Below are 23,982 nucleotides of genomic sequence, written 5' to 3' on the forward strand. Positions count from 1 at the left end.
GCGGAACGGAAGTTCAACGCGCGCCAAGGATAGCGCCGTGATCCTTCGGAAGGAGAGCGAGGAAGTCCCCGGCCCGACGGCCCGACGTTTTGTTTTGCGGTATTGACAATCAACTCGGAGAAGAACCACGCTGCGATTCCCCGTCCGGCTCCCTCCGATCTCCTCGGTCCTCTCGCATCCTCTCCGGTCCTCTCCGGTCCGTCCGCCCGTCGCGCACGGCCCGTCCACCATCCGAAGGGTCCGCCCATGCAACGTTCACGTCTGGCCGCGATCACCGCGATCCTCGCCGGCTCCTGCACCCTCGCCGCGTGCGCGGACGGCGGCGGGTCCGCGACGGCGGCCGCCCCGACCGTCACCACGTCCATGCCGGCCCCGACCGGCGACGTCGACACCGTCACCTGGAACCTGCCGCCCGGCGAGCCGCCGACGCTCGACCCGGCGCAGTCGGCGATCGAGTCCGTCAGCACACCGCTGGCGAACATGTGCGAGGGCCTGTTCAGCTTCGGGCCGAACTACGAGCGCGAACCGGCCCTCGCCACCTCGTTCGACCACCCCGACGACCTCACGTACGTCATCCACCTGCGCGAGGGCGTGAAGTTCTGGGACGGCAAGCCCGTCACGCCCGACGACGTCGTCTACAGCGTCAAGCGCCTCCTCGACCCGAAGCTCGGCTCCTCCTGGATCGGCTGGGCGGAGCGGATGCGGAGCATCGAGGCCACCGGCTCGCACGAGATCACCATCAAGATGAAGAAGCCGGACGTCCTCATCCCGAACTTCTTCTCCACGCCCGCGTTCGACGTCGTGGAGAAGGCGTTCGCGGAGTCCGCCGGCAAGAGCTTCGGCACGGCCGGGCGCGGCGTGATGTGCACCGGCCCCTACAAGCTCGCGAGCTGGACGCAGGGCCAGAACATCGTCCTCACCCGCAACGACGCCTGGTGGAACACCCGGGTGAAGCCGAAGGTGAAGAACGTCAAGTTCACGTTCATCACCGACCCGTCCGCGCAGACGGCGGCGCTGGACAGCGGGGACGTGGACGGCCAGTTCAACGTCCCGCGCGCCGCGCACGTCCGCCTCAAGGACAAGGGGCACCTGCTGTTCGGGCAGAGCCTGTCGCCCACGTTCATCTCGGTGCTGAACCAGAACGGCGCGCTGTCCGACCCGGCGGCGCGGCAGGCGCTCCAGGCGCTCATCGACTACAAGGGCATCATCAAGTCGGTCTACCAGGGTGCGGCGCAGCCGCTGCGGGCGCTGGTCCCGCCGGCGGCGTGGGGCTACGGCAAGGACGTCTACCAGCAGGCGTACGACCAGCTGCCGGCCCCGGCCCAGGACCTGGAGAAGGCCAAGTCGCTCATCGCCAAGGCGCCCAAGGCCAAGGGGAAGATCGTCCTGGCGTACACGACGGCGATCGAGGAGGAGTCGCGGATCGCCACGGCGATCGCCGACGCCGCCTCGCAGGCGGGGATGCACATCCAGCTGAGGCCGCTCACCGCCGAGCAGTACGGCGCGATGTTCTCCTCGCCGCAGGCCCGCGCGGGCGTCGACCTGTTCCTGTCGACCGGGTACCTCGACTTCCCCGAGCCGCTCACCTACTACCAGTTCTTCACGACCGGGAACTTCTACAACTTCCCGGCGTACAGCAACAAGGAGTACGACGCCGCCATCCAGGCCGCGATCGCCACCGCCGACCCGGCCGCCCGCGCGCGCGAGGTGACCAAGGCGCAGACCATCATGGCGCGCGACCTGGTCAACGTCCCGATCGCGACGCAGTACGTCAACGTCTTCTACAAGTCGGCCCTGACCGGGCTCGTCCCGCGGCAGAACTACCTGTACACGCCATGGGCGACCACCCTCGGCGGCAAGTGATGACGGTCCGAGCACTCGCGCCCTGGATCGGGAAGCGCGCGCTGGGCGCGGTCCTGACCGTCCTGGTCGCGTCGGTCCTGATCTACGGGGCGCTGCGGCTCGTCCCCGGGGACCCGGTGCTGGCGGTGACGTCCGGGCGCCGCCTCACCCCGGACCAGATCGACGCGCTGCGGCACGCCTACGGGCTCGACAGGGGGTTCGCGCAGGGGTACGCGGCGTGGATCGGCGACGCGCTCCACCTGGACCTCGGCAGGTCGCTGACCTACCAGACCGGCGTGACGTCGCTGATCGGGAGCCGGCTCGGCGTGTCCGGCCTGCTGATCGCCTACTCGGCGGTCCTCGCCGTCGCCGTCGGGTCGGCGGTCGCGCTGGTGTCGGCGGTGAAGGGCGGCCTGGTCGACCGGATCGCGACCGTCGCGGCGTCCCTCACCACCGCGACGCCCCCGTTCGTCGCCGCGATCGTGCTGCTGTCGGTGTTCGCGGTCGGGCTCGGCTGGTTCCCCTCGACGGGGGCGGGCACCGGCCTGCCCGACCGGCTGTGGCACCTGACGCTGCCCGCCGTCGCGATGGCGTTCGCGGCGTTCGGCGTCCTCGCCCGGGTCGGCAACGCGGCGTTCGCCGACGAACTGGGCCGCGAGCACGTGCAGGCGGCGCGCAGCCGGGGCGTGGACGGGGCCGCGCTGATCCGCCGGCACGTCGTCCGCAACGCCCTCGGGCCGCTGCTCACGGTCATCGGGGTGCTGGTGGCGAGCCTGTTCGTCGGCACCGCCGTCGTCGAGACCGCGTTCGGCCTGGACGGCGTCGGGTCGCTGCTGGTCACGTCGGTGTCCCGGCGGGACTTCCCGGTCGTGCAGGGCATCGCGCTGTTCGGGGTGCTGCTGTTCGTCGTGGTGAACACGCTGGTGGACCTGGCGCTGCCGTTCATCGATCCGCGCGTGACGGTGGGAGGCCTGCGCCGATGACCCTGACGATCCCCGCGCTGCGGGCGCGCGGCGCGAAGCGGCGCCGGCACCGCCCGCTCGGCGTCTCGCTCGCGATCGCGTTCCTGCTGGTCGCCGCGGTCACCGGCGCGCTCGCCCCGCTGCTCGCGCCGCACTCGCCGAACGCCACGAGCCTGCTGGACTCGCTCGCCGCGCCCGGCACGGCCGGCCACCTGCTCGGCACCGACTCCACCGGGCGCGACGTGCTGTCCCGGCTGATGTACGGGGCGCGGCTGTCGCTGCTCGCGCCGCTCGGCGTGGTGCTGCTGTCCGGGGTCCTCGGGACGGCGGTCGGGCTGCTGGCCGCCCGCGCCGGCGGCTGGGTCGACGCCGTCCTGTCCCGCGTCATGGACATCGTGTTCTCGTTCCCGAGCCTGCTGCTGGCGATGCTGGTGGTGGCGGTGTTCGGGCCCGGGCTCACCGCCCCGATCTGCGCGCTCGCCGTCAGCTACACGCCCTTCCTCGGACGGGTCGTGCGGAGCGTCGCGATCCAGGAGGGCGCGCGCCCGTACATGGAGAGCTACCGCGCGATGGGCTTCGGTGAGCTGTGGGTGACCGTCCGGCACCTGCTGCCGAACATGCTGCCGGTACTGCTCGCGCAGAGCGCGCTGTCGTTCGGCTACGCGATGGTCGACCTGGCGTCGCTGTCCTACCTCGGGCTCGGCGTCCGCCCGCCCGCCGCCGACTGGGGCTCGATGATCAGCCAGGCGCAGAGCGCGATCCTGCAGGGCGCGCCGTGGAGCGGGCTGATCCCCGGCCTCGCCGTGCTGCTGACCGTCGTCAGCGTCAACGTGCTGGGTGAGCACATCGGAGCCTCCGTCTCCAGGAAGCAGAGTGAGGTGAGATGACCGTGCTCGCGAAGGAGGAGACGGCGCGCCGGGACGCCCTCGGCGTCGCCGGGCTGACCCTCGGGATCGGCGCGCTCCCGCTGCTGGACGGCGTCACCGTCCGGGTGGGGCGCGGCGAGACGGTCGGGCTGGTCGGCGAGTCCGGGTCCGGCAAGTCGCTGACGGCCCGCGCCGCACTCGGGATGTTCCCGCGCGGCGCGAAGGCCACCGGGTCGGTCGTGGTTGGCGGCGTCGACGTGCTCGCCGCCGGACGCGCCGCGCTGCGCGACCTGCGCCGCACCCGCGCGTCGATGATCTTCCAGGACCCGCGGGCGGCGATCAACCCGGTGCGCCGCGTCGGCGACTACCTCACCGAAGGGCTGCGCGCCCGCGGCGTGCCGTCCCGCGAGGCCGCCGCGACCGCGCTCGGCCTGCTGGAACAGGTCGGCATCCGGGATCCGCGCGGCGCGCTGCGCCGCCACCCGCACGAGTTCTCCGGCGGCATGCTGCAGCGCGTCGTCATCGCCGGGGCGCTGTCCATCGAACCGGACCTGCTGCTCGCGGACGAGCCCACGACCGCGCTCGACGTCACCACGCAGGCCGAGGTCATCGGGCTGCTGAAGGACATGCAGCGCACCCGCGGCACCGGGATGCTGTTCGTGACGCACGACCTCGACCTCGCCGCCGCCATCTGCGACCGCGTCTACGTCATGTACGCCGGGCGGATCGTCGAGGAGGCCGCCGGCGCCGCGCTGTTCTCCTCGCCCGCGCACCCCTACACCAGGGCGCTGCTGGAGGCGAGCCCGTCCGTGCACGGCGAGAGGACCGCGATCAAGGCGATCAGGGGGCGTCCCCGCTCGCTGTCCGAGGCGCCGTCCGGCTGCGCGTTCCGCGACCGCTGCCCCCTGGCCGGCGACGACTGCGCCGAGGCCGTGCCCGCCGCCCGCCCGCACGGGACGTCCGCCGTCGCGTGCGTCCGTCCCGGGGAGGTGGCGCGATGACGACCGGGAACGAGCCGGTGCTGAGCGTGTCGTCGCTGGTCAAGCGGTTCGGCGACTTCACCGCCGTGGACGACGTCGGCTTCGAGCTGATGCCCGGCGCGTCCCTCGGGATCGTCGGGGAGTCCGGGTCCGGCAAGACGACCACGGCCCGCATCCTCGCCGGGCTCGACGAGCCGACGTCCGGCACCGTCACGCTCGCCGGGGAGCCCGTGGTGAGCGGTTCGCGCCGCGCCCGGCTCCGCCGCGCCGGCCTCCTCCAGATGATCTTCCAGGACCCGTACGGCTCCTTCGACCCCCGGCAGACCATCGCCGAGTCCATCGCCGAACCGCTCCGGCTCCACTCGCCGGAGCTGTCCGCCAGGGACCGGCAGGCCCGCGTCGCCGAACTGCTCGACCAGGTCGGGCTGAGCGAGCGCGCGGGGGAGTCGCCGCCGCGCGACCTGTCCGGCGGCCAGCGGCAGCGCGCCGCGATCGCCCGCGCGCTCGGCATCCGGCCGCGCGTCCTCGTCCTGGACGAGGCGGTCGCCGCGCTCGACGTGTCCATCCAGGCGCAGATCCTCACCCTGCTGGACGAGCTGCGCCGCGACACCGGCATCGCCTACGTCTTCGTCTCCCACGACCTCGCCGTCGTCCGCCACATCACCGACACCGCCGTCGTGATGCGGCACGGCCGCATCGTCGAGCGCGGCGGCACCGAACAGATCCTGCGCGACCCGCGGCACCCCTACACCCGCCTGCTGCTCGACTCGATCCCCGCGCCCGGCTGGGACCTCGACCGGGTGGCCCGCGACCGCCGCGCCCTCGACCCGTCCCTCTGAGGCGACACCCCGCCCTCCGAGGCGACACCGAACCCCTCCGGGGCGACACCGAACACGGAGAACACGTGCTGAACATCGAGCGGGTAGGCCCCGCCGCCGCGCCCGCCGACGCCGAACAGGTCATGATCCCGATGCGGGACGGCGTCCGGCTGGCCGCCGACCTCTACCGCACCGGATCCTCCCCGGCTCCCGTCGTACTCGTCCGGCTGCCCTACGACAAGGACGGCGCCTACTGCTTCATGCCGTTGATCGGGCGCTACTTCTCGGCGCGCGGCTACACTGCCGTCGTCCAGGACGTCCGGGGCAAGTACCGCTCCGAAGGCGCCACCGAATTCGGCGTCCACGAGCCCGACGACGGCTACGACACCATTCAGTGGCTCACCGAACAGCCCTGGTGCAATGGCGATGTCGTCATGTGGGGCGACTCCTACTACGGGTACACCGCCATCGCCGCCGCGATCGGCGGCCATCCCGCGCTCAGGGCGATCTCGCCCCGCGTCACCGGTTCCCAGTTGTCCACCGTGCTGGAATACGGCAACGGCACGCGCGACGTCGAGCAGACGAGCCGCAAAATGTACTTCGCCACCCACTACGTGGACGCGGACCGCTACGAATGGGAGCCCGACTGGAACGGCCGGCCGCTCCGGACGTCCTTCGACGCCTTCTTCGAGCAGATCGGCAAGCGCTCCGCCTGCTTCGACGCCGAGTTCTCGGGCGGGTCCCGGTTCGTCCCGCCGCCGCTGAAGGCGCTGGTGGAGAGCCGTCCCGTCCCGGCCCTCTACACGATCGGCTGGTTCGACAACTGCGCCATCTGGTCGTGGCACGACGTCCGCGCCCTGTCCCGCGACCCGGGCTGGTCGTCCTGCCTGTACCTGCGGATGGAGGCCATCGACCACGAGAACTACCGCCTGCGCGACGTGCCCGTCGCCCCGTCCGCCGACCACGCCGCCGATCCGGCCGCGCTTGAGCGCATGCTGCCCGGCTACCTCGACCCGGCCATCGAATTCTTCGACGCCGTCCTCGACGACTCCCTGGAAACGCAGCCGCGCGTCCGCTACGAGATATGCCACGGCGAATGGCAGGAGAACGAGACCTGGCCGCCCCGCCAGGCGACGGGATTCGAGTACTTCCTGACTCCGGACGGCCTCTCCGCCGAACCGCCGCAGCGGGAGAGCAGCGCGGAGTGGACGCACGACCCGTCCGATCTGGTCCCCTCGGCGTCCGGGAATCCTTTCGCGGCCCTCTTCGACCGGGCGGACCTCAGCGCCATCGGAGAACGCGACGACGTACTGCGTTTCACCGGCCCTGCTTCCAGCGAGGAAACCGACCTCATCGGCACCGCGACCCTGTCGGTGAACCTGTCGGCACCGGCCGGCGCGCACATTCACGCCCGCCTGCTCGACATGGCGCCCGACGGCTCCGCCTACCTCATCAGCAAAGGCCAGGTGCGTTTCGACGCGCCGCACGACGCGGCCGTCCTCGACCTCCAGGACGTCGGCTACCGGCTCCGCGCCGGCCACCGGCTCGCCCTCGACGTCATGAGCAGCGACTTCCCCGAGTACGTCCCGGAATGCCCGGCGGGCGCCGACCCGTGGGCGTCCCTGCCCAGCGGCCCGGTGACCCGGCGGATCGCGCTGGGCGGCGCCCGCCCGTCCCGCCTGCGCATCGGCCCCGACCCGCTCCGGGACCGGTAGGCCGGGCGCCGGCGCGCCGAGCGGTCAGTTGATGTTCAGGTCGCCGTTGACGTCGCGGAGCTGGACGACCTTCTCGGCGCGGCCGTTGAAGACGTTGACGACGCCGTCATCGGACGCCTCGGCCCGGGTCTGGGCCTGGTTCCAGATCGCCTCCAGCTCGGCGCGGAGCGCGGGATCCTCGTCCAGCAGGCGCCGGACGGCGCCTTCGAGCGCGGGGATCCCGCCGGCGTCCTCGGCGGCCCTGGCCAGGGCGTCCTCGTCCGCCGCCCGTCCCCGGAACCGCGCGCGGACGCGCCGGGACAGCTCGGCGACCGCGGCGCGCACCGGTTCCCCGGCGACTTCGACGGCTTTGCCCGCCATCGCCGTGGCGATGGCAACGGTCATCGGATCGCTCACCACCCCAGTGCACCACGCCGTCCCGCCGCCCGCACAGGGGCGCTGGAAATCCGCGGCGCGCTGCCGGGCGGGCCCGCCCTGCCGGGCGGGCCCGCCCTGCCGGGCGGGCCGCGCCGGGCGGCCGGGGCTCAGTTGTTGGTGTGGAGCGCGGTGTTGAGCTCGACGCCCTCGCCGCGGCGGGGGAGGGCCTCCACCGCGCCCGTCGTGGAGTTGCGGCGCAGCAGCAGCCCGGAGCGGCCCGACAGCTCCGCCGCCTTGACCGGGCCGGAGCCCGCGAGCGCGACCTTCGTGCCCGCGGTGACGTAGAGGCCCGCCTCGACGACGCAGTCGTCGCCGAGCGAGATGCCGACGCCGGAGTTGGCGCCGAGCAGGCAGCGCTCGCCGATCGAGATGACCTGCCGCCCGCCGCCCGACAGCGTCCCCATGATCGACGCGCCGCCGCCCACGTCGGAGTCCGCGCCGATCACGACGCCCGCGGACACCCGCCCCTCGATCATGGACGCGCCGAGGGTGCCCGCGTTGAAGTTGACGAAGCCCTCGTGCATCACGGTGGTGCCGGGCGCCAGGTGCGCGCCGAGGCGCACGCGGGAGGCGTCGGCGATCCGCACACCGGACGGCACGACGTAGTCGGTCATCCGCGGGAACTTGTCGAGCCCGTCGACCGAGACCGGCCCGCGCGCCCGCAGCGCCGTCCGGACCCGCTCGAAGCCGTCCACCGCGCACGGCCCGGCGCTCGTCCACACCACCGTCGCCAGCAGGCCGAAGACCCCGTCCAGGTTCACCTGATGGGGCCGGACGAGCCGCGCCGACAGCAGGTGCAGCCGGAGGTAGACGTCGTGCGCGTCCACCGGCGCGCCGGCCAGGGACCCGATCTCCGTCCGCACCGCGACCGTCTCGACCCGCCGCGCCTCGTCGCGGCCGAGGGGGAGGTGCTCCCCGAACGCCGCCTCGGCCTCGTCGGCGGACAGCCGCCGCGAGCCCTGGCCGGCGTCCCCCGCGATCCGCGGCGCCGGGAACCAGGTGTCGAGCACCGTCCCGTCGTCCGCGATCGTGGCGATGCCGTCGCCGGCCGCTCCGTCCGTCACGAATCCCGCGTCACTCATGCCGCACACGGTAACGGCACGGCCGGTGGCCCCGGTCAGGCGGTCCAGGGGTTCGCGGTGGCGGTGGTGGACGGTGCCGGAGTGTGGTGGGGTGTTGGCGGTGCGTCGGCGGCGGTGGTTTCGGCGGGAGGTCGGTGGATGGCGGGCGACTGGGGTGATCCGCGTCCGGAAGGGTTGCGGGTGCTGTATCTGACGGCGTCCGCGCGCGGGGACCTGCGGGTGGACGAGGAGGTCGGCCGCGTCCAGGAGGCGGTGCGCGCGGCGGTGCACCGGGACCGGGTGCGGATCGAGCACCGGCCGGCGGCGACCCTGGACCGGTTCCTGGACGGCCTGACCAGCGTGGTTCCGCACGTGGTGAGCTTCTCCGGCCACGGCGAAGAGGACGGCCTGGAGTTCGACACCGGCGCGGAACGCCGCGGCCCCGCGCACCGGCTCCCGGTCGAGGTCATCGCGGACGCGCTGGACGCGGTGGACGTCAAGCCGCGGCTTGTGGTGCTGAACGCCTGCAGGACCCACGCCCAGCTCGAACGGCTCGTGCGGGTGGTGCCGCTCGCGGTGGGGATGCGCGGCAGCATCGGCGACCCGGCCGCGATTGCGTTCGCGTCCCGCTTCTACGCGGCGCTGGCCGACGGCCAGTCGGTGCGGGCCGCGTTCAAGCTCGCCAAGGTGCAGCTCGCGGGCCAGGGGCTGCCGGACGCCGACCTGCCGGTGCTGGAGTGCGCGCCCGGAGTCGATCCGGGCGAGGCCGTCCTCGCGGTGCCGCCGGACCCTTCGACGCCGGACCCGACACGAGCCTGACCGGGTCCGGCGCTTTCCTGGGCACCCCACCCGTGCTGCCTGCGGTGGCGCGGGTGCCAGCGGACGGGGCGGTGAAGCTGCCGCGGCTGCCGTCACCGGTGTTCGTCGGCCGCGACGAGGTCCTCGACGGCCTGCGCGCCACGGTGCGCGACGGGCCGGGGGTGATCGCGCAGGCGGTGGTGGGCCTCGGCGGGATCGGCAAGAGCGAGCTGGCGCTGCAGTACGCCGACCGCCATCGCGGTGACTACGACCTGGTGTGGTGGGTGCTCGCCGAGACCGCCGACGACGTCCAGGCCGGGCTGGCGGACCTGTGCCGGGCGCTGTGCGCGCCGATCGCGTCGGCGGCCGCGGCGCAGGCGCCCGCGCCGGAGGCGGCGGCATGGGCACTGGCATGGCTTGCCGCCCACAACCGGTGGCTCGTGGTGTTCGACAACGCCGAGGACGTCAACGACCTGGAACCGCTGCTGGGCCGGTTGGCGGAAGGCCATGTCCTGGTGACCAGCCGCCGCGCCGTCGGCTGGGACGCCATCGGCACGGTCCTGCGGCTGCCGGTGCTGCGCCACGACGACGCGGTCGACCTGCTGGAGACCCTCACCGGCCCGGCCGGCAGCGCCGAGGATCTGGCCGAGGAGCTGGGCGGGCTCCCGCTGGCGCTGCGGCAGGCGGGCGCCTACATCGCCGCAGTCCCCGGCATGACCGTCCGGACCTACGTCGACAAGCTGCGGGAGTCGGCGCACTGGGCGGTGAGCGCCCGGCCGCCGCACGGGTTCGGCCGGCGCCGCAGCGACCAGCAGGTGGTGGCCGCCGTCTGGTCGGTGACCATGGACCGGGTCCGGGACGAGCACCCGCTGGCGGGGCAGGTGATGCGGCTGCTGGCGTGCTTCGCCTCCGACCGCCTCCCGTGCGACGTCCTCTACGGCCTCCCCGGCACCGAGCCCGTCGAGGTGGGGGAGGCGCTCGCGGCGCTGGCGTCCTACAGCATGATCGAGCTGTCGGCCGACCAGCGGTACGTCAGCGTGCACCGCCTCGTCCAGGCCGTGACCCGCGCGGCCCTCACCGACTCCGACCGCGAGCACGACAGGGCCGTGGCCGCCGAACTGACCCGAAAGGCCCTCCCGGACGGCCACAAGACGATCGGGACGTGGCCCAGATGGGCCGACCTCCTCCCGCACGCCCGCGAGGTACTGGACCCGGCCTCCGGCGCCATGGACGCCGTGCTCGACTACCTGTCCGCCAGCGGGAACCACCGCGCCGGCCTTGAGCTGCAACGGCTCTCCGCGGCCGCGTCGGAGCGGGTCCACGGCCCGGAGCATCCGAGGACGCTGCTCGCGCGCGGCAACCTCGCCTACGCGACGGGCGCCGCCGGTGACGCCGCGGGCGCCCGTGACATGTACGCCGCGCTGCTCCCGGTCCGGGCGCGGGTCCTGGGCGCCGAGCATCCGAGCGTGCTGGTGACGCGCGGGAACCTCGCACGCTGGACCGGTGAGGCCGGGGACGCCGTGACGGCCAGGGACATATGCGCGGAGTTGCTGCCGGTCATGGAGCGCGTGCTGGGCGCGGAGCATCCTCGCACGCTGACCGTCCGGTCCAACCTCGCCTCGTGGACGGGCGAGGCCGGGGACGTCGAGGCCGCCAGGGATCTCTATGCGGAGTTGCTGCCGGTCAGTGAGCGGGTGCTGGGCGCCGAGCATCCCGACACGTTGACCACGCGGGCCAACTTCGCCTACTGGACGGGTGAGGCGGGGGACGCCGCTGCCGCCCGGGACCTTTCCCTCGAGTTGCTGTCCGTCCGCGAGCGGGTGCTGGGCCCGGAGCATCCCAGCACGTTGAGCGCTCGCGCCGGTGTCGCCTCGTTGGCGGGCGTGGCCGGCGACGCCGCTGCCGCCAGAGACGGTTACGCGGAGTTGCTGCCCCTGCGCGAGCGGGTCCAGGGGGCCGAGCATCCCGCCACGCTGACCACGTGGGCGAACCTCGCCTACTGGACGGGCAAGGCTGGGGACGCCGCTGCCGCCAGGGACCTTTACGCGGCGTTGCCGCCGGTCATCGAGCGGGTGCTGGGCCCGCTGCATCTCAACACGTTGAGCGCTCGCGCCGGCGCCGCCTCGTGGACGGGCAAGGCCGGGGACGCCGCTGCCGCGAGGGACCTTTACGCGGCGTTGCTGCCTCTGCGCGCGCGGGCGCAGGGGGCCGAGCATCCCGAAACGCTGCTCACGCGAGCGAACCTCGCCTTTTGGACGGCCGAGGCCGGGGACGCCGTGACGGCCCGCGAAATGGGCGCGGCGTTGCTGCCCGTCCGCGAACGGGTGCTGGGTTCGGAGCACCGCAACACGCTGGCCACGCGGAGCAACCTCGCCCATTGGACGGGCAAGGCCGGGGACCCGGTGACCGCCCGCGACCGGTATGCGGAGCTGGTGCCGGTCCTGGAGCGCGTGCTGGGGGCCGATCACTCCGAGACGGTGACGGCCCGCCGCCGTCTCGCCTACTGGGCCGAGCGGGCGAGACGGCGGCGGGACGGCGGCTGAGCTGGAGCGGCCGGGGTCAGCGGGCGGCGAGTTGGACGCCGGCGCGGGCCACGGCGAGGGCGTCCAGGTCGATGGTGCCCGTGAACGCCGTCTTCGGGTCGGACAGCATCACGCTGGTGACGATCGTCCGGCCGCGGGACGTCCGGGCCAGGTAGTTCAGCGTGACGACGCCGGGTTCGCTGCCGCCCTTGAACCAGACCTTCGGGTAGGCCGCGCGGTCCAGGCCGATGCCGCCGTCGTTGATGGACAGCGCCTCGCCGACGCCGGGCTGGCCGGGCCGGGCGGACCGGTCATCGAGGCCGTCGAGCGCCGCGCACATGTCGGTCGGGGCGGCGAACCATTCGATGGAGTCGATGTCGCGCGGCTGCTGCCACGGGGTGATCTGCGAGAGCGGGACGGCGTCGAGGCCCGGCAGCGCGGCGGCGCGCTTGCGCTGCGGCAGGGCCAGGTAGCGGTCGGCGCGCGCCGGATACCCGGCGCCCTTGAGGGCGAACATCTGCCGGGTCGTGAGGAACGGGTGGTCGCCTCGCTGGTGCCGGTTGCCGAGCCGGGTCAACTCGGCCTCGACGGCGGCGCGTCCGAGGCGGTGAATGAGGTGGTCGGCGGCGGTGTTGTCGCTGATCGAGATCATGTAGTCGGCGTACTGGCCGAGGGTCAGCGTCGTGCCGGCCGGCTTGTTCTGGAGGGTCCCGGACGGGAGGCTCTTCCAGGCGTCCTTGATGGGCATGGTGGTGTTCCACGAGACCTTGCCGCGCGCGACGGCGTCGGACAGCGCGCCCAGCACGTAGAGCTTGAACGCCGAGCCGAGCGGGCGCGGTGTGTCCGCGTGCATGCCGTGGACGACGCGGCAGCGCCCGCCGGCCCCGATCTCGAACGTGGCGAAGGAGGCGCGGGGCGCGAGCCGGCGCAGTTCGGCGTCCAGCTCCTTCCAGGATCCGGGCTGCCCGGTGAGGTAGAGGCCGGTGATCAGGCCGGACGCGCCGGTCGCGACGGTGACGAGGAGCGAGGAGCGGTGCGCGCCGGTGAACCAGCCGATCGCCTGCGTCTTGGACGACTTGGCGGGCTCCTGCGCGGTGAGCGGGCCGCTCTGGGCCAGCGCCTTCGAGAGCCCGGCGGCGCCGCCGAGCGCGGTGAGGGAGGACGCCGCGACGTGGGCCTTGGCGTCCGCGTCGCTGATCGGCAGGTGCCGGGACGCGGAGACGATCCAGTCCAGCTGGTCGCCGGCGGTGGGGACGGCCGCCGTCTCGCGGGCGGCGGTGTGCTCGGCGGGGACGGAGGTGCTGCAGGCCGTGGCGCCGGTGACCAGTGCGGTGGCCAGGGCGAGGAGCCGGGTGGCGGTGTTCATGGGGCCTTTCCGGGGGGAGTGATGTACAGGCCCGCGACCTTGGCGTCGCGGGAGTAGGCGACCTTTCCGGTCATCTCGCCGGCCTCGAAGAAGAGCACGACGTCGACGACCGTGTGGTCGCCGGCCTGGTGGACGACGGGGGCGCCCATCCGCTCGTACGCGCCGACGGTGCCGATGACCTGCGCCCAGACGGACGCGAGCCGGTCGGTGCCGATGGCGTCGCGCATGGTGTCGTCGAAGTCGCGGCGGGCCGCCTCCCAGTCGCCGGCCGCGAGGTCGGCCAGCACGGCGACGGCGCGGCGGGCGGCCTCCGGCAGCACGTTGGCGGCCATGGGGGCGCCGGTTCTCGGGTCGGCCGGGCGCCCGAAACGCTGGAACGCGGCCTGCCGGGTGGTGCCGAGCACGTCGCCGATCTCCTGCCAGGTGCGCCCGGCGGCGCGTGCCGTCTCGACGGCGCGGCGGAGCAGGTCGTCGGCCCGGCGGGTCACCTCGGCGGCGGCGGCCACGGCGTCCATCGGCGCGGACGCCGACGCGGACGCCGACGCGGAGGCGGCGAGCCGTTCCGCCGCGTCGGCCAGCGTGCCGGACATCTCGGGCATGTGGCCCACGCTGCCATCGCCCTCGACCAACGTCAAGTCGATATTTACGTTGCGCGCCACGTCGGCACGCTTTTCGGCCCGCGCTCTGCGCGCCGCACTCCGGCACGTGGCGTTGCAGAACCTTCGCGTCCGCCCAGGCCCGTCACGCCTCGGCAGAGCCTTGCCGCAGAACTCGCACGTGCCGCCCATCGCGCCGTCCACCTTTCCGTGCCATCACTCTGGCACGAAAATAGCACGTTTTAGGGGCGTGCCTCCTCGTCGATCGCGGGCATCGACGGCCCGCCCGGGTGCCAGGTCTCCAGGAAGGACGCCTGGACGCTCCGATCGACCAGCTCGACGTGGGCGCCGATCGAGTCGACGCGGTGGTAGGCGAACGGGCGGCCGTAGGGGCAGCCCGAGAACGTCTCGGGGAGCCCGCCGGCGGCCAGCCGCGCCGTCCCGGCGGCGAGGTCGGTGGTCCAGTAACCGAGGTGGTGGAAGCCGGGCCGGACGGTGTCGCCCCAGGGTCCGCCGGGCGGAGCCTGGATCAGCTCGATGAACGGCGGCCCGTCGGAGAAGACGATGCGGTAGTCCCATTCCCCGATCCGCCCGTCCACGGGCTCGCGCCACCCCGTCCCGGTGGCGGCCGCGAGGTCGCGCATCGCCGCATCGAGATCCGGAACGGTGAAACAGACGTGGTAGAAACCGGTCATCGCGTGCGCACCGCTCCTTCTGTGGTGGTTCCGGTCGACACCATGATCACAGAGACGGCGGCCACATCCGGGGCGCCCTCCGAACGATCCGCGGCGCGCGGCCGTCCAAGCCTGGGGAACGGCATCGGAGGGCTGCTCGATGAGGCTGGACGACGCCGCCGTCCCGGCGGCTTCCGGGGTCTGGCGGGTGGGCGACGTGGTCGACGGGCGGTACCGGGTGACGCGCGTCCACGAGCACGGCGGCATGGGCCTGGTGTACCGGGTCAGGCACCTGACCTGGGGGATCGACCTCGCGGTGAAGAGCCCGCGGCCGGAGGCCCTCGCCGACGCCGCGGGCCGGGCCCGGTTCGTCGCCGAGGCGGAGAACTGGGTGTCGCTCGGACTGCACCCGAACGTGTGCGGCTGCCATTACGTCCGCACGCTGGACGGGATCCCGCGCGTGTTCGCCGAGTACGTGCCGGGCGGATCGCTGAACGAATGGATCGAGGACGGCCGGCTGTACGAGGGCGGGCCGGTGCGGGCGCTCGAACGGATCCTGGACGTGGCCGTCCAGACGGCGTGGGGGCTGGAGCACGCGCACGGCCGGGGCCTGGTCCACCAGGACGTCAAGCCCGCCAACGTCCTGCTCCACGCGGACGGGACGGTGAAGGTCACCGACTTCGGGCTGGCCGGGGCCCGGTCCACGGCGGCGGTCGTCGAGAGGGACGGCGGCGGCAGCGCGGCCGTCACCCGGCGCGGGCAGACACCGCAGTACGCCTCGCCGGAGCAGTTCGCGGGGGAGCGGCTGGGGCGCCGCACGGACGTCTACAGCTTCGCGGTGTCCGTGCTGGAGATGTTCACCGGCGGACGGACCTGGATGGTCGGGCCCGCCGCCGGCGAAGCCCTCGAACTGCACCTGGCCGAAGGCCCGGGCGAGGGCCTTCCCGCGATGCCGGCGGACCTCGCCGCCCTGCTGGCCCGGTGCCTGCGGCAGGAGCCGGAGCGGCGGCCGGGCACGATGGCCGAGGTCGCGGACGAGCTCGCCGCCGTGCACCGGGCGGCGAGCGGGACCCCGTACCCGCGCCCGGCGCCTGCCGCCGCCGAACTGGGCGCCGACGAGCTCAACAACCGGGCGCTGTCGCTGCTGGACCTCGGCCGCGCCGGCGAGGCCGACGAGGCGTTCGCCGCCGCGCTCGCGGCCGACCCGCGCCACCTGCCCGCCGCCTACAACCGGATGGTGGCGCGCTGGCGGCGGGCCGCCGCGACCGACCTGGAGGTGATCGAGCGGCTGATGGAGTTCCGGCCCTTCGATGGCGGTCCGCGGCAGGCCCGCCGCCTGCTCGCGCTGGTGGAGCTGGAGCGCGGGAACGTGCGGCGGGGCCGCGAACTGCTGGAGGAGATCGTCCGGGAACGTCCCGGAGACGCGGAGGCGAGGCAGGTCCTCGACGCGCTGCCGGACCCGGGCGAGCCGCCGGTCGACCGCATGCCGGCCTTCTGGGGCCCCGCGGGCCCGGAGCCGGGCGCGATCCGGTTCCTGTCCGGCGGCCGTCACCTCCTGTACGGGGAGGACCGGGGCCGCCTGCGGCTCCTGGACCTCCACAGCGGCGAGTTGATCTGGAGTCTCAGAGCGCACAAGGGGCCCGTGCGCTCGGTCGACGTCTCGCCGGACGGGACGCTGTTCGCCTCGGCCGGCGCGGACGACCCCGTGCTGGCGTGGCACCTGCCCGGCGGCGCCCGCGCGGGGTCCTACGGTCCGCGGGGGCGGCGCGGGACGGCGTTCGTCGCGGTCCGTCTCGGCGCCGGTCCGTCCGGCTCCGGCGTCCTCGGCCTGTCCCGCTCGGGGCGCCTGCACGTCTGGGACGAGCGGACGATGCGGCTCCGGGAGACGCACGATCTGTCCGGCACCTGGGCCAGGGGGCCGGTCGAGCTCACCGAGGACGGCCGCCGGGCGTTCGTCCGCGACGGCGGCGAGGGACTGCTCATCGATCTGGAGGCGGGCACGGTGGATCGGCGGCTGGCGTTCGGGGCGCCGCCGGCGGCGCTGCGTCTCGCCGGCGACGGCCGCACCGTCGCCGCCGCTACCCGCGACGGCGATATCGGCGTGTGGGATCTGGAGACGGGACGCCGCGTGCGGCCCCTGACCGGGCACGCGGGCCCGGTCGGGGCGCTGGCCTTCGGCCCCGACTCCCGGTCGCTGCTGTCGGGCGGTTCGGACGGCGCCGTCCGGCTGTGGGACCTCGCCACCGGACGGTGCCGCCGCACCCTGCTCGCCGCCGAGCCCGGCCCGGGCCCGGTCCTCCATGTGCAGTTCGGGCCCGGCGGCGCGACCGCGATGTCCGCGGGGCGCCGGGACCTGCGGTTCTGGGATCTGCCGTCGCCGCGTCCCGCCCCCTACCAGGTGGCGGCCCCGCGCCGGGCCGACGAGATGAACCGGCACGCCGCCCGGATGCGGGACCTGGTGGAGCGGGCGGAACGGGAGCGCGCGGCGGGCCGCCGTCCCGCCGCGCTGGCCCTGCTCGAACAGGCGCGGACGGTTCCCGGTTACGAGCGGGCGCCGCAGGTCATGGACGCCTGGCATGGCCTGAGCCGGCACCTGGAGCACACCGGGGTGCGCGGCGGGTGGCTCGTGGCGGCGCTCGGCGGCGACGGCAAGGGCGGCGGGGGCGTCGCGTCGGTGGACGTGAGCGCGGACGGCGCCGTCGCCGCGGCGGGCATGCGGGACGGCACCGTGGTGGTCTGGGACCTGGCCGCCCGCCGCCGCGCGCGGACCATCACGGTGCACCAGGGCCGGTCCGGCATCACCCGCGCCGTGCTCGCGGTGCGGCTGACCGGCGACGGCCGCGTCCTCACCGCGTGCGAGGACGGGTTTTTCCGCTCCTTCGGGCTCCCCACCGGGAGCCCGGTGGCCGAGTGGGCTTTGGTGGCCGTCCGCGGGACGGGGCGGAACCTCACCGCGGCCCACTTCACCCCGGACGGGCGGCGCCTCCTGGTGGGCGAAGCCGGCGACTGCCTGATCGGCTGGTGGAACGTGGACACCGGCGGGCGCCTGTGGACGTGCGAGGGCCACCGGCGGCAGACGGCGACGGTCGCGCTGTGGGCCGGCGACGGCGGCCGGACGGCCGTGTCGGCCGGGCGCGACGGCGCCGTCCGCGTCTGGGACCTGGCGACCGGGGGGCTGCTGCGGGAGCTGAAGGACTACGGGGGGACCGCCACCTCGGTGTGCCTGAGCTCCGGCGACCGGCTGGCCATGGCCACCTTCCAGGACCGGAGCGGCACTTCCTCGCGGATCTGGGACGTCCGGAGCGGGGCCGAGCTGCCCGGCCGCGGCGGGGCCGCGCCGGTGGCGCGGTTCACCGCCGACGGGCGGTTCGCCGTGATCGAGGACGACCGGTTCGCGCTGCGGGTCCTGGACCTGCACGAACGCCGCACGACGGTGCTCGGGCGGCACCGCATGAAGGCCGCGGCGATGGCGCTGACCCCCGACGGGCGCTACGTGGTGAGCGGCGGGCAGGACGGCCAGGTGCGGGTGTGGGAGATCGACTGGCGGCTCGGCGCCTGACGTCTCAGCAGGCGAGAAGGGCGTCCCGGAACTGCGCCGCCGTCGTGAACCCGAACGTCGGCTTCTCGCGCAGCGCGATGTCGACGACGCCGGCCAGGGCCCTCGGGACGTCGGGCGCGCGCTCGCGCAGCGGCACCGGCGGCGCTTGCAGGACGATCCGCCACGGGTCCTTGCCGGGCGGGAAGTCGCGCGGGACGGCACCGCTCAGCGAGTGGTAGAGGCAGGCCGCCGCGGCCCACACGTCCACGGCGGGCGCGGCGTTCTTGAAGTCGATGACCTGCCGGCGCGCCATGAACACCGGCTTCCCGGCGGTCGCCCCCGTCCTGGTGAGCCCGCTGAGCCCGGCCTGGTCGAACGCCTTCGCCAGCCCGAAGTCGGCGACCTTCGCCACCAGGGTTCCGGTGTCGGCCTCGTGCAGCAGGATGTTCGACGGGCTGAGGTCGCGGTGGACCACGCCCTGGTCGTGCGCGTGCTCCAGGCCGTCCAGCACCTGGAGGAAGAGCGGGACGGCCTCGCCGGCCGGGAGCCGCCCGCCCCGGCGGGACACCAGCCGGTCGAGGCTGCCGCGCGCGCAGTACTCGATCGTGAAGTAGAAGACGCCGCCGGACGAACCGAGGTCATGCAGGGCGGCGATGTTCGGATGGCGCAGCATGCTGGTCAGCTCGGCCTCGCGAAGGAAGCGGGCGCGCGATGTGGGGTTCACCGCGACTCTCGGCAGCATCAGCTTCAGGGCGACCTCGGCGCCGGTGGCGTCGTCGCGGGCCAGGTAGACCGCGCCCATTCCGCCGCGTCCCAGCTCCCGGAGGATCGTGTAGCCGGGGATCAGCGTCGCGTTCTCGCCGCGCGCGATCTCCTGGAGGAGCGCGGCGATGTCCGCCGGGTCGAGGGAGGGGACCGACAGCTCGTCGCCGCTCGGCCATTCGCCGGTGCCGGGAGCGTGGATGCCGACACGGAACACGGTGTCCCCGAGCCGGATCTCGTCGCCGTCGGCGAGGTCGTGCTCCGGGTACGTGAGCAGCGCGGCCTCCTCCGGCGTCTGGTGCCGCTCCCGCTTGCCGATCCTCCGGCCGTTGACGTAGGTGCCGTTCAGGCTGCCGAAATCGCGGATGCGGGCGGCCGGCGGATTGATATCGATGAGGCAGTGGTGCCGGGAGATCCTGCGGTGGTGCTCGTCGTCCGGCAGGCGCGGCGAGCAGTCGGACGAGCGGCCGAGCACGCAGGTCGCCCGTTCGTCGAAGACGAACTCCTTGTGGTCGAGCCGTCCTTTGACCAGGGTCAGCGTGACGGAGGGGGCCATCCGCCTCGTGCTACTCACGGTCCTCCTCGCCCGGCGCGAAGACCAGTTCCTCACCGGCGGCGCCGACCAGCAGCAGCGAGCCGTCCGCGATCCGGCCCGCCACCAGTTCCCGGCCCAGCGGCTGGACCAGCATACGTTCGACGGCCTGCTCCAGCGCCCGCGCACCGGACCTCGCGGCGTCGCCGTGCCGCAGCAGCAGAGCGCGGGCCTCGCCGGTCAGCCGCAGCGTGATCGAACGGTCCGCGAGCCTTTCCCGGACGCGACCGAGCACCTTGTCGAGGACCTGCCGGCGCGCGGCCTCGTCCAGCGGCGAAAACACCACGATCCGGCCGATGCGGCCGAGCAGTTCCGGGCGCAGGCTTTCGCGGAGCGCGGCCATCACGCGTTCGGTCCCGGGCCGCTCTTGCACGACGGCCTGGGCGGGCGCGAAGCCCAGCGGACGCTTCGCCGCCGCGGGCGCCGACCCGGACGCGCCGAGGTTCGACGTCATGACGATCACCGCGTCGGTGAACGGGACGCGCCGCCCCCGCGCGTCGGTCAGCCGGCCCTCGTCGAGGATCTGCAGGAACAGGTCCAGGACCTCCGGATGCGCCTTCTCGATCTCGTCGAACAGCACGACGCTGTGCGGCTGGTCCCGCAGGGGGCCGCTGAGCTGGCCGTCCCGGTCGTGCCCGAGGTACCCCGGCGGTGCGCCGAGCAGCCGGGAGACCGCGTGCCGCTCCTTGTACTCCGACATGTCGATGCGGACCAGCCGCCGCTCGTCGTCGAACAGGAACTCCGCGAGCGCCTTGGCCAGCTCCGTCTTGCCCGTCCCGGTCGGCCCCGCGAACAGGAACACCCCTGCGGGACGGCCCGGATCACCGAGCCCCGCGCGTGCCGCGCGGATCGTCTCGGCGACCGCGCGGACCGCCTCGTCCTGCCCGGCCACCCGGCGGCGCAGCCGCTCCTCCATGCCGAGCAGGCGGTGCGCCTCGTCCGCCTCGACCCGCTCCAGCGGAAGGCGGGCGCGCTCGGCCACGGCCGCCGCCACCTCCGCGCGGCCGATCCGGGCGGGCTCCGGCGGCCCGTCCTCCGGGCTCAGCGTCCGGATCCGCGCGGCCGCGCACGCCTGGTCGACCAGGTCGATGGCCTTGTCCGGCAGCCGCAGGTCGGGCAGGTGGCGGACGGACAGGTCGACCGCCGCCTCGGGGACGTCCGGATCGATGCCGACCCCATGGTGGGAAGCGAGCCGCGCGCGCAGGCCGCTCAGGATCGTCACCGCCTCCGACCGCGTCGGCTCCTCGATCCACACCGCCTCGAACCGCCGTTCCAGCGCCGGATCCGACTCGATGTGGCGCCGGTACTCCTGCGGCGTCGTCGCGCCGACGCAGCGCAGCTCGCCGCGCGCCAGCGCCGGCTTCAGGATGTTCGCCGCGTCCGACGCGCCGCGCCCGCCCGCGCCGAGCACCGTATGCAACTCGTCGACGAAAAGGATCACCTCCGGGGCCCCGGACGCCTCCTCCAGGACGCCCTGGATCCGCTCTTCGAACTCGCCCCGGTACTTCGTGCCCGCGACCAGCGCCGACATCGACAGCTCGATCAGCCGCGAACCGGCCAGCGCGGCGGGCGCGTCCGCCGCGACCAGCCGCTGCGCCAGCCCTTCGACGACGCACGTCTTCCCGACGCCCGCGTGCCCCACCAGGACCGCGTTCGCCTTGCGCTGCCGCACCAGCACGCGGGCCAGGCGGCGCAGCTCGTCCCGCCGTCCGATCAGTTCGGGAAGCCGGCCGCCGCGGGCCAGCGCGGTCAGGTCCCGACCGTACTTGCCAAGGAGTTTCAGCTCACGCTCCGGCGGCGGCGGCGGCGGTTGTTGCTGCTGTTGCTCGCGATGGGTGCCGTGCCCCAGCTCCGGGAACAAGACGGCGAGCGGATCGGCGACGTCCAGATCCTCGAACGCCTTCCGCGACCACCGGTCGGGCCGTTCGGCGATCGCCCGCAGCAGATGCGGTGCCCCGGCCTGGGACGGCTCGGCGAGCTGCGCGGCCCGGCCGAACGCGTGATACGAATCGCGGCTGCGATGCGGCGGCCGTTCGGGCATCGGGCCCGCGACGGTGGAGGCGAGCAGCGTGCGCAGCCGGCCGCGCAGCTCCACCGGGTCGACGCCGCCGGCGGCGAAGCGCTCGCGCACCAACAGGGCGTCCGCGCGCAGGGCCTCGAGATCGACCGGGACCGATTCCGCCTCGGCGAAGACCTCCGCCTGGTCGGGACGCGTCAGCCTGCTCAGCCCGATGAGCAGATGCCCGGGCTCCACCGCGAGCGCGCGCCCGGCCCGCGCCTCGTACCGCGCCAGGCGCAGCACCACGCGGACGCTCCCGCTGAACCGGCTCACCGCTTCCTCACATCGGACGTGCCGAGCTGCGGACTCCGCGCCGATTCACGGGGCATGCCACGAATGTAGTAGCAGTCAAACAGCAATGTCTATTTGCATTCGGTGAACTCTCCGGAACGCGGCGGGCGGGCACGAGCCCCACCAGGGGACCGTGCCCGCCCAGGCCGGCGACCGGAAGCTAGCCGGTCAGGCCGAGCAGAGCGTTCAGCTGGGCGAGCAGCGCGGGGAGCCCGGTGATGTCGCCGACACCGTTGAGGAGGCCGGCGATCGCGCACAGCAGGTTGCCGAGCAGGTTGCCCGGACCGGAGATCGCCGTGATGTCCAGGACGACCCGGTCGAGGTGCACCTTCAGGCCGAGCAGGTTCAGGTCCAGCGGGCCGAGCGTCAGGTGCAGGATCGGGCACGTCGCGGTGGGCAGCGCGACCGGCACGGACACCGGAGTCGCGTCGACCGTGCCGGAGGTGGCGCCGGCCGCGTTGCGCATCGTCCCGCTGAGCGTGCCGTTGAGGTTGAGCTGGCGGCCCTCGGAGGTGAAGGCCGACGGGACCAGCGTCCCGGTGAACGTCGACCCGTCGTCAGCGGTCCCGGTGACGGGAACGCCGGCGAGTGGAGCCGGCGCCGCCTGCTGGCGTGCCGAGGCAGGTGCGATGGCGAGGGCCAGGGCCGTCACCAGCGCGATCGCGATCGCGGACAGCTGAAAGGCAGCTCTTTTCATGGACGCATTCCTCTCTTTCGTTCTTGCGTCTCTACGAAGAGGGTGCCTGCCTTACCCGTGCTCGACCCTGGTACACGCCAGGGAGAAGAGGTAGAGTGATCATTAGTATTCGTGCCTGGTAGGCGCCCTCTCGCCCCCTCGGAATTGACCGCTTCGGGTCAATGTGCACGACCGTGTAAACGCATCACGGGGTACGGGAGTCCTTGGACGAATTCCAGTGAAAACTTACCGCTCCGCTTTAGCCCGCCGAATGAATTAATTGCCCGGGCACGAAGAGACCCCACCCCGAGGCGGAGCCATCCAGCGGGCGTCCGTCAGCGGACGTCGACGCGCCTCACCTCGCGGCGGTCACCAGCACCCGGCGCAGCAGGTGAGCGGCGGGAAGCAGGCGGCGCGCCTCGTCCTGGAGCCCGGCGAGGGCCGCATCGCCACCGGGATCGCCGTGGGCGAGAGCCGCGGTATAGACGGCGCGGAACGTCCGATCCCAGGCGGCGTCGGTGGCGCAATCGACAACGGTGAACCCGGCGGCGGTCAGAGAGGCGGGCCAATCAGTACCGCGATGCCGTTCGGGGAGGCGCTCATCGCCGATGCCGACGGGATGCCACCCGGTCAGAACCAGACGCCCACCGGGCCGCAGAACCCGCCAAACCTCCCCGACGGCCGCAGCCCGGTCGGCGGGAAAGTGCAAGGCATCGATGGAAACGAGCGCGTCCGCCACGGCGTCCGGCAACCCGGTCGCAGCAAGGTCGCCCTGCCGAAAACGCGCGGACCGCCCGCGACGGTCAGGGGCCTGCGCGGCGCGTCGCGAGGCATGAGTCACGGCGACGGACGAGAAGTCGACGCCGATCAGGTGCGCCTCGGCCTGCCGAGCCAGCCAAAGCCCCGGGCCGCCGCGCCCGCACCCGAGGTCGACCAGAACGTCCCCGCTGACCAACGCCAGCGCACGCGAAACGCAGGCCAGCAGATGCGACGACAGGAACGAGTAGGGCTCAACCCCGGCCGGCAACCCGGGATCGAGTTCGGCAACGGTCCGCGCGAACACGTCTCCGACGCCCTCAGCGCAAAACGCCCGGTCATACCCGCCGGCCGAATCGTCCCCTCGCACCATCGTCACCCCCGCCTCCGGAAGCGTTGACTTGCGGCGAGTCGTCGGTGAAGCGGCTCCCATAACGACGACTCGCCGCAAGTCAACGAACGGGCGCACGGGGTGGACGGCTTGCGCTGGCGGGGCTTAGCGGGTCGTGCGGTGCTTGAGCTGGCTGAGGAGGTTCGTGAACTGCGCGGGCGTGAGGGTGAGATTGCCGCCGTCCGGGTCCTTCGAGTCCCGCACGCCAATGGCCGCCCCTGGCGCAAGTCGTCCCAGCTCAACGCACTGCTTGTCGTCCACGCCGCCACTGTGAGAGCTCTTGCGCCAGTGGAAGGTCAT

General features: G+C 73.6%; 19 protein-coding genes. 9 read left to right on the top strand and 10 right to left on the bottom strand.

The annotated features are described in order from the left end of the window. Positions 1-246 precede the first annotated feature (246 nt). The 6 genes from ABD296_RS15305 to ABD296_RS15330 all read left to right on the top strand — a co-directional run bounded on the left by ABD296_RS15305 (position 247) and on the right by ABD296_RS15330 (position 7,183). Entirely contained in the window at positions 247-1,863 is a 1,617-nt protein-coding gene (locus tag ABD296_RS15305; protein ID WP_344266884.1) for an ABC transporter substrate-binding protein, read from the top strand. Next, positions 1,863-2,825, top strand: a complete 963-nt coding sequence (locus ABD296_RS15310; protein ID WP_344266887.1) for an ABC transporter permease — start codon at positions 1,863-1,865, stop codon at positions 2,823-2,825. The genes ABD296_RS15305 and ABD296_RS15310 overlap by 1 nt, the downstream gene beginning before the upstream one ends. Further along, the gene (locus ABD296_RS15315) at positions 2,822-3,691 is read left to right on the top strand and encodes an ABC transporter permease (RefSeq protein WP_344266889.1); all 870 of its coding nucleotides are present in this window, start codon (positions 2,822-2,824) and stop codon (positions 3,689-3,691) included. Before ABD296_RS15310 ends, ABD296_RS15315 begins: the two co-directional genes overlap by 4 nt. Beyond that, positions 3,688-4,671, top strand: a complete 984-nt coding sequence (locus ABD296_RS15320; protein WP_344266891.1) for an ABC transporter ATP-binding protein — start codon at positions 3,688-3,690, stop codon at positions 4,669-4,671. The genes ABD296_RS15315 and ABD296_RS15320 overlap by 4 nt, the downstream gene beginning before the upstream one ends. After that, the gene (locus ABD296_RS15325; protein WP_344266894.1) at positions 4,668-5,489 is read left to right on the top strand and encodes an ABC transporter ATP-binding protein; all 822 of its coding nucleotides are present in this window, start codon (positions 4,668-4,670) and stop codon (positions 5,487-5,489) included. The genes ABD296_RS15320 and ABD296_RS15325 overlap by 4 nt, the downstream gene beginning before the upstream one ends. 65 nt (positions 5,490-5,554) lie before the next feature. Next, positions 5,555-7,183: a CocE/NonD family hydrolase gene (locus ABD296_RS15330; protein ID WP_344266898.1), complete on the top strand. Its 1,629-nt coding sequence runs from the start codon at positions 5,555-5,557 to the stop codon at positions 7,181-7,183. 24 nt (positions 7,184-7,207) lie between these two features. Here ABD296_RS15330 and ABD296_RS15335 read toward each other — a convergent pair whose 3' ends face one another. After that, entirely contained in the window at positions 7,208-7,567 is a 360-nt protein-coding gene (locus ABD296_RS15335) for a hypothetical protein (protein WP_344266901.1), read from the bottom strand. Between the two features lie 140 nt (positions 7,568-7,707). Next, complete coding sequence (dapD, locus tag ABD296_RS15340; protein ID WP_344266904.1) at positions 7,708-8,682, bottom strand: 2,3,4,5-tetrahydropyridine-2,6-dicarboxylate N-succinyltransferase; 975 nt, start codon at positions 8,680-8,682, stop codon at positions 7,708-7,710. A gap of 180 nt (positions 8,683-8,862) precedes the next feature. Between dapD and ABD296_RS15345 the strand changes: the two genes are divergently transcribed. Continuing rightward, entirely contained in the window at positions 8,863-9,480 is a 618-nt protein-coding gene (locus ABD296_RS15345; protein ID WP_344266907.1) for a CHAT domain-containing protein, read from the top strand. Between the two features lie 53 nt (positions 9,481-9,533). Then, positions 9,534-12,002 (top strand): tetratricopeptide repeat protein, encoded by a 2,469-nt coding sequence (locus ABD296_RS15350; RefSeq protein WP_344266910.1) that lies wholly within the window; start codon positions 9,534-9,536, stop codon positions 12,000-12,002. A 16-nt stretch (positions 12,003-12,018) separates the two neighbouring features. Here the strand turns inward: ABD296_RS15350 and ABD296_RS15355 are convergent, their stop codons facing one another. The 3 genes from ABD296_RS15355 to ABD296_RS15365 form a co-directional block, all read right to left on the bottom strand. After that, the gene (locus ABD296_RS15355; RefSeq protein ID WP_344266913.1) at positions 12,019-13,347 is read right to left on the bottom strand and encodes a serine hydrolase; all 1,329 of its coding nucleotides are present in this window, start codon (positions 13,345-13,347) and stop codon (positions 12,019-12,021) included. Beyond that, positions 13,344-13,946 carry a DUF3887 domain-containing protein gene (locus ABD296_RS15360; protein ID WP_344266916.1) on the bottom strand — a complete coding sequence of 201 codons (603 nt, stop codon included), beginning with the start codon at positions 13,944-13,946 and terminating at the stop codon, positions 13,344-13,346. The genes ABD296_RS15355 and ABD296_RS15360 overlap by 4 nt, the downstream gene beginning before the upstream one ends. Before the next feature lie 239 nt (positions 13,947-14,185). Then, positions 14,186-14,638: a VOC family protein gene (locus ABD296_RS15365; RefSeq protein WP_344266919.1), complete on the bottom strand. Its 453-nt coding sequence runs from the start codon at positions 14,636-14,638 to the stop codon at positions 14,186-14,188. A gap of 139 nt (positions 14,639-14,777) precedes the next feature. Here ABD296_RS15365 and ABD296_RS15370 point away from each other — a divergent pair, with 139 nt between their 5' ends. Next, the gene (locus ABD296_RS15370; protein ID WP_344266922.1) at positions 14,778-18,176 is read left to right on the top strand and encodes a protein kinase domain-containing protein; all 3,399 of its coding nucleotides are present in this window, start codon (positions 14,778-14,780) and stop codon (positions 18,174-18,176) included. 4 nt (positions 18,177-18,180) lie between these two features. Here ABD296_RS15370 and ABD296_RS15375 read toward each other — a convergent pair whose 3' ends face one another. The 5 genes from ABD296_RS15375 to ABD296_RS15395 form a co-directional block, all read right to left on the bottom strand. Then, the gene (locus ABD296_RS15375; RefSeq protein ID WP_344266926.1) at positions 18,181-19,491 is read right to left on the bottom strand and encodes a protein kinase domain-containing protein; all 1,311 of its coding nucleotides are present in this window, start codon (positions 19,489-19,491) and stop codon (positions 18,181-18,183) included. After that, positions 19,484-21,841: an ATP-dependent Clp protease ATP-binding subunit gene (locus tag ABD296_RS15380; RefSeq protein WP_344266929.1), complete on the bottom strand. Its 2,358-nt coding sequence runs from the start codon at positions 21,839-21,841 to the stop codon at positions 19,484-19,486. Before ABD296_RS15380 ends, ABD296_RS15375 begins: the two co-directional genes overlap by 8 nt. Before the next feature lie 178 nt (positions 21,842-22,019). Beyond that, on the bottom strand, positions 22,020-22,556 hold the full coding sequence (locus tag ABD296_RS15385) for a hypothetical protein (protein ID WP_344266932.1): 537 nt from the start codon (positions 22,554-22,556) through the stop codon (positions 22,020-22,022). Positions 22,557-22,890: 334 nt separating this feature from the next. Then, on the bottom strand, positions 22,891-23,664 hold the full coding sequence (locus ABD296_RS15390) for a class I SAM-dependent methyltransferase (RefSeq protein ID WP_344267126.1): 774 nt from the start codon (positions 23,662-23,664) through the stop codon (positions 22,891-22,893). A 123-nt stretch (positions 23,665-23,787) separates the two neighbouring features. Further along, positions 23,788-23,982, bottom strand: a complete 195-nt coding sequence (locus tag ABD296_RS15395; RefSeq protein WP_344266935.1) for a DUF397 domain-containing protein — start codon at positions 23,980-23,982, stop codon at positions 23,788-23,790.

It is taken from the genome of Actinomadura napierensis (assembly GCF_039529375.1).
Classification (GTDB): domain Bacteria; phylum Actinomycetota; class Actinomycetes; order Streptosporangiales; family Streptosporangiaceae; genus Spirillospora; species Spirillospora napierensis.

Coding starts and splice junctions, on each gene's coding strand:
- ABD296_RS15305 (WP_344266884.1), top strand. CDS start 247: ATGCAACGTTCACGTCTGGCCGCGATCACCGCGATCCTCGCCGGCTCC.
- ABD296_RS15310 (WP_344266887.1), top strand. CDS start 1,863: ATGACGGTCCGAGCACTCGCGCCCTGGATCGGGAAGCGCGCGCTGGGC.
- ABD296_RS15315 (WP_344266889.1), top strand. CDS start 2,822: ATGACCCTGACGATCCCCGCGCTGCGGGCGCGCGGCGCGAAGCGGCGC.
- ABD296_RS15320 (WP_344266891.1), top strand. CDS start 3,688: ATGACCGTGCTCGCGAAGGAGGAGACGGCGCGCCGGGACGCCCTCGGC.
- ABD296_RS15325 (WP_344266894.1), top strand. CDS start 4,668: ATGACGACCGGGAACGAGCCGGTGCTGAGCGTGTCGTCGCTGGTCAAG.
- ABD296_RS15335 (WP_344266901.1), bottom strand. CDS start 7,567: ATGACCGTTGCCATCGCCACGGCGATGGCGGGCAAAGCCGTCGAAGTC.
- dapD (WP_344266904.1), bottom strand. CDS start 8,682: ATGAGTGACGCGGGATTCGTGACGGACGGAGCGGCCGGCGACGGCATC.
- ABD296_RS15355 (WP_344266913.1), bottom strand. CDS start 13,347: ATGAACACCGCCACCCGGCTCCTCGCCCTGGCCACCGCACTGGTCACC.
- ABD296_RS15360 (WP_344266916.1), bottom strand. CDS start 13,946: ATGCCCGAGATGTCCGGCACGCTGGCCGACGCGGCGGAACGGCTCGCC.
- ABD296_RS15365 (WP_344266919.1), bottom strand. CDS start 14,638: ATGACCGGTTTCTACCACGTCTGTTTCACCGTTCCGGATCTCGATGCG.
- ABD296_RS15370 (WP_344266922.1), top strand. CDS start 14,778: ATGAGGCTGGACGACGCCGCCGTCCCGGCGGCTTCCGGGGTCTGGCGG.
- ABD296_RS15385 (WP_344266932.1), bottom strand. CDS start 22,556: ATGAAAAGAGCTGCCTTTCAGCTGTCCGCGATCGCGATCGCGCTGGTG.
- ABD296_RS15390 (WP_344267126.1), bottom strand. CDS start 23,664: ATGGTGCGAGGGGACGATTCGGCCGGCGGGTATGACCGGGCGTTTTGC.
- ABD296_RS15395 (WP_344266935.1), bottom strand. CDS start 23,982: ATGACCTTCCACTGGCGCAAGAGCTCTCACAGTGGCGGCGTGGACGAC.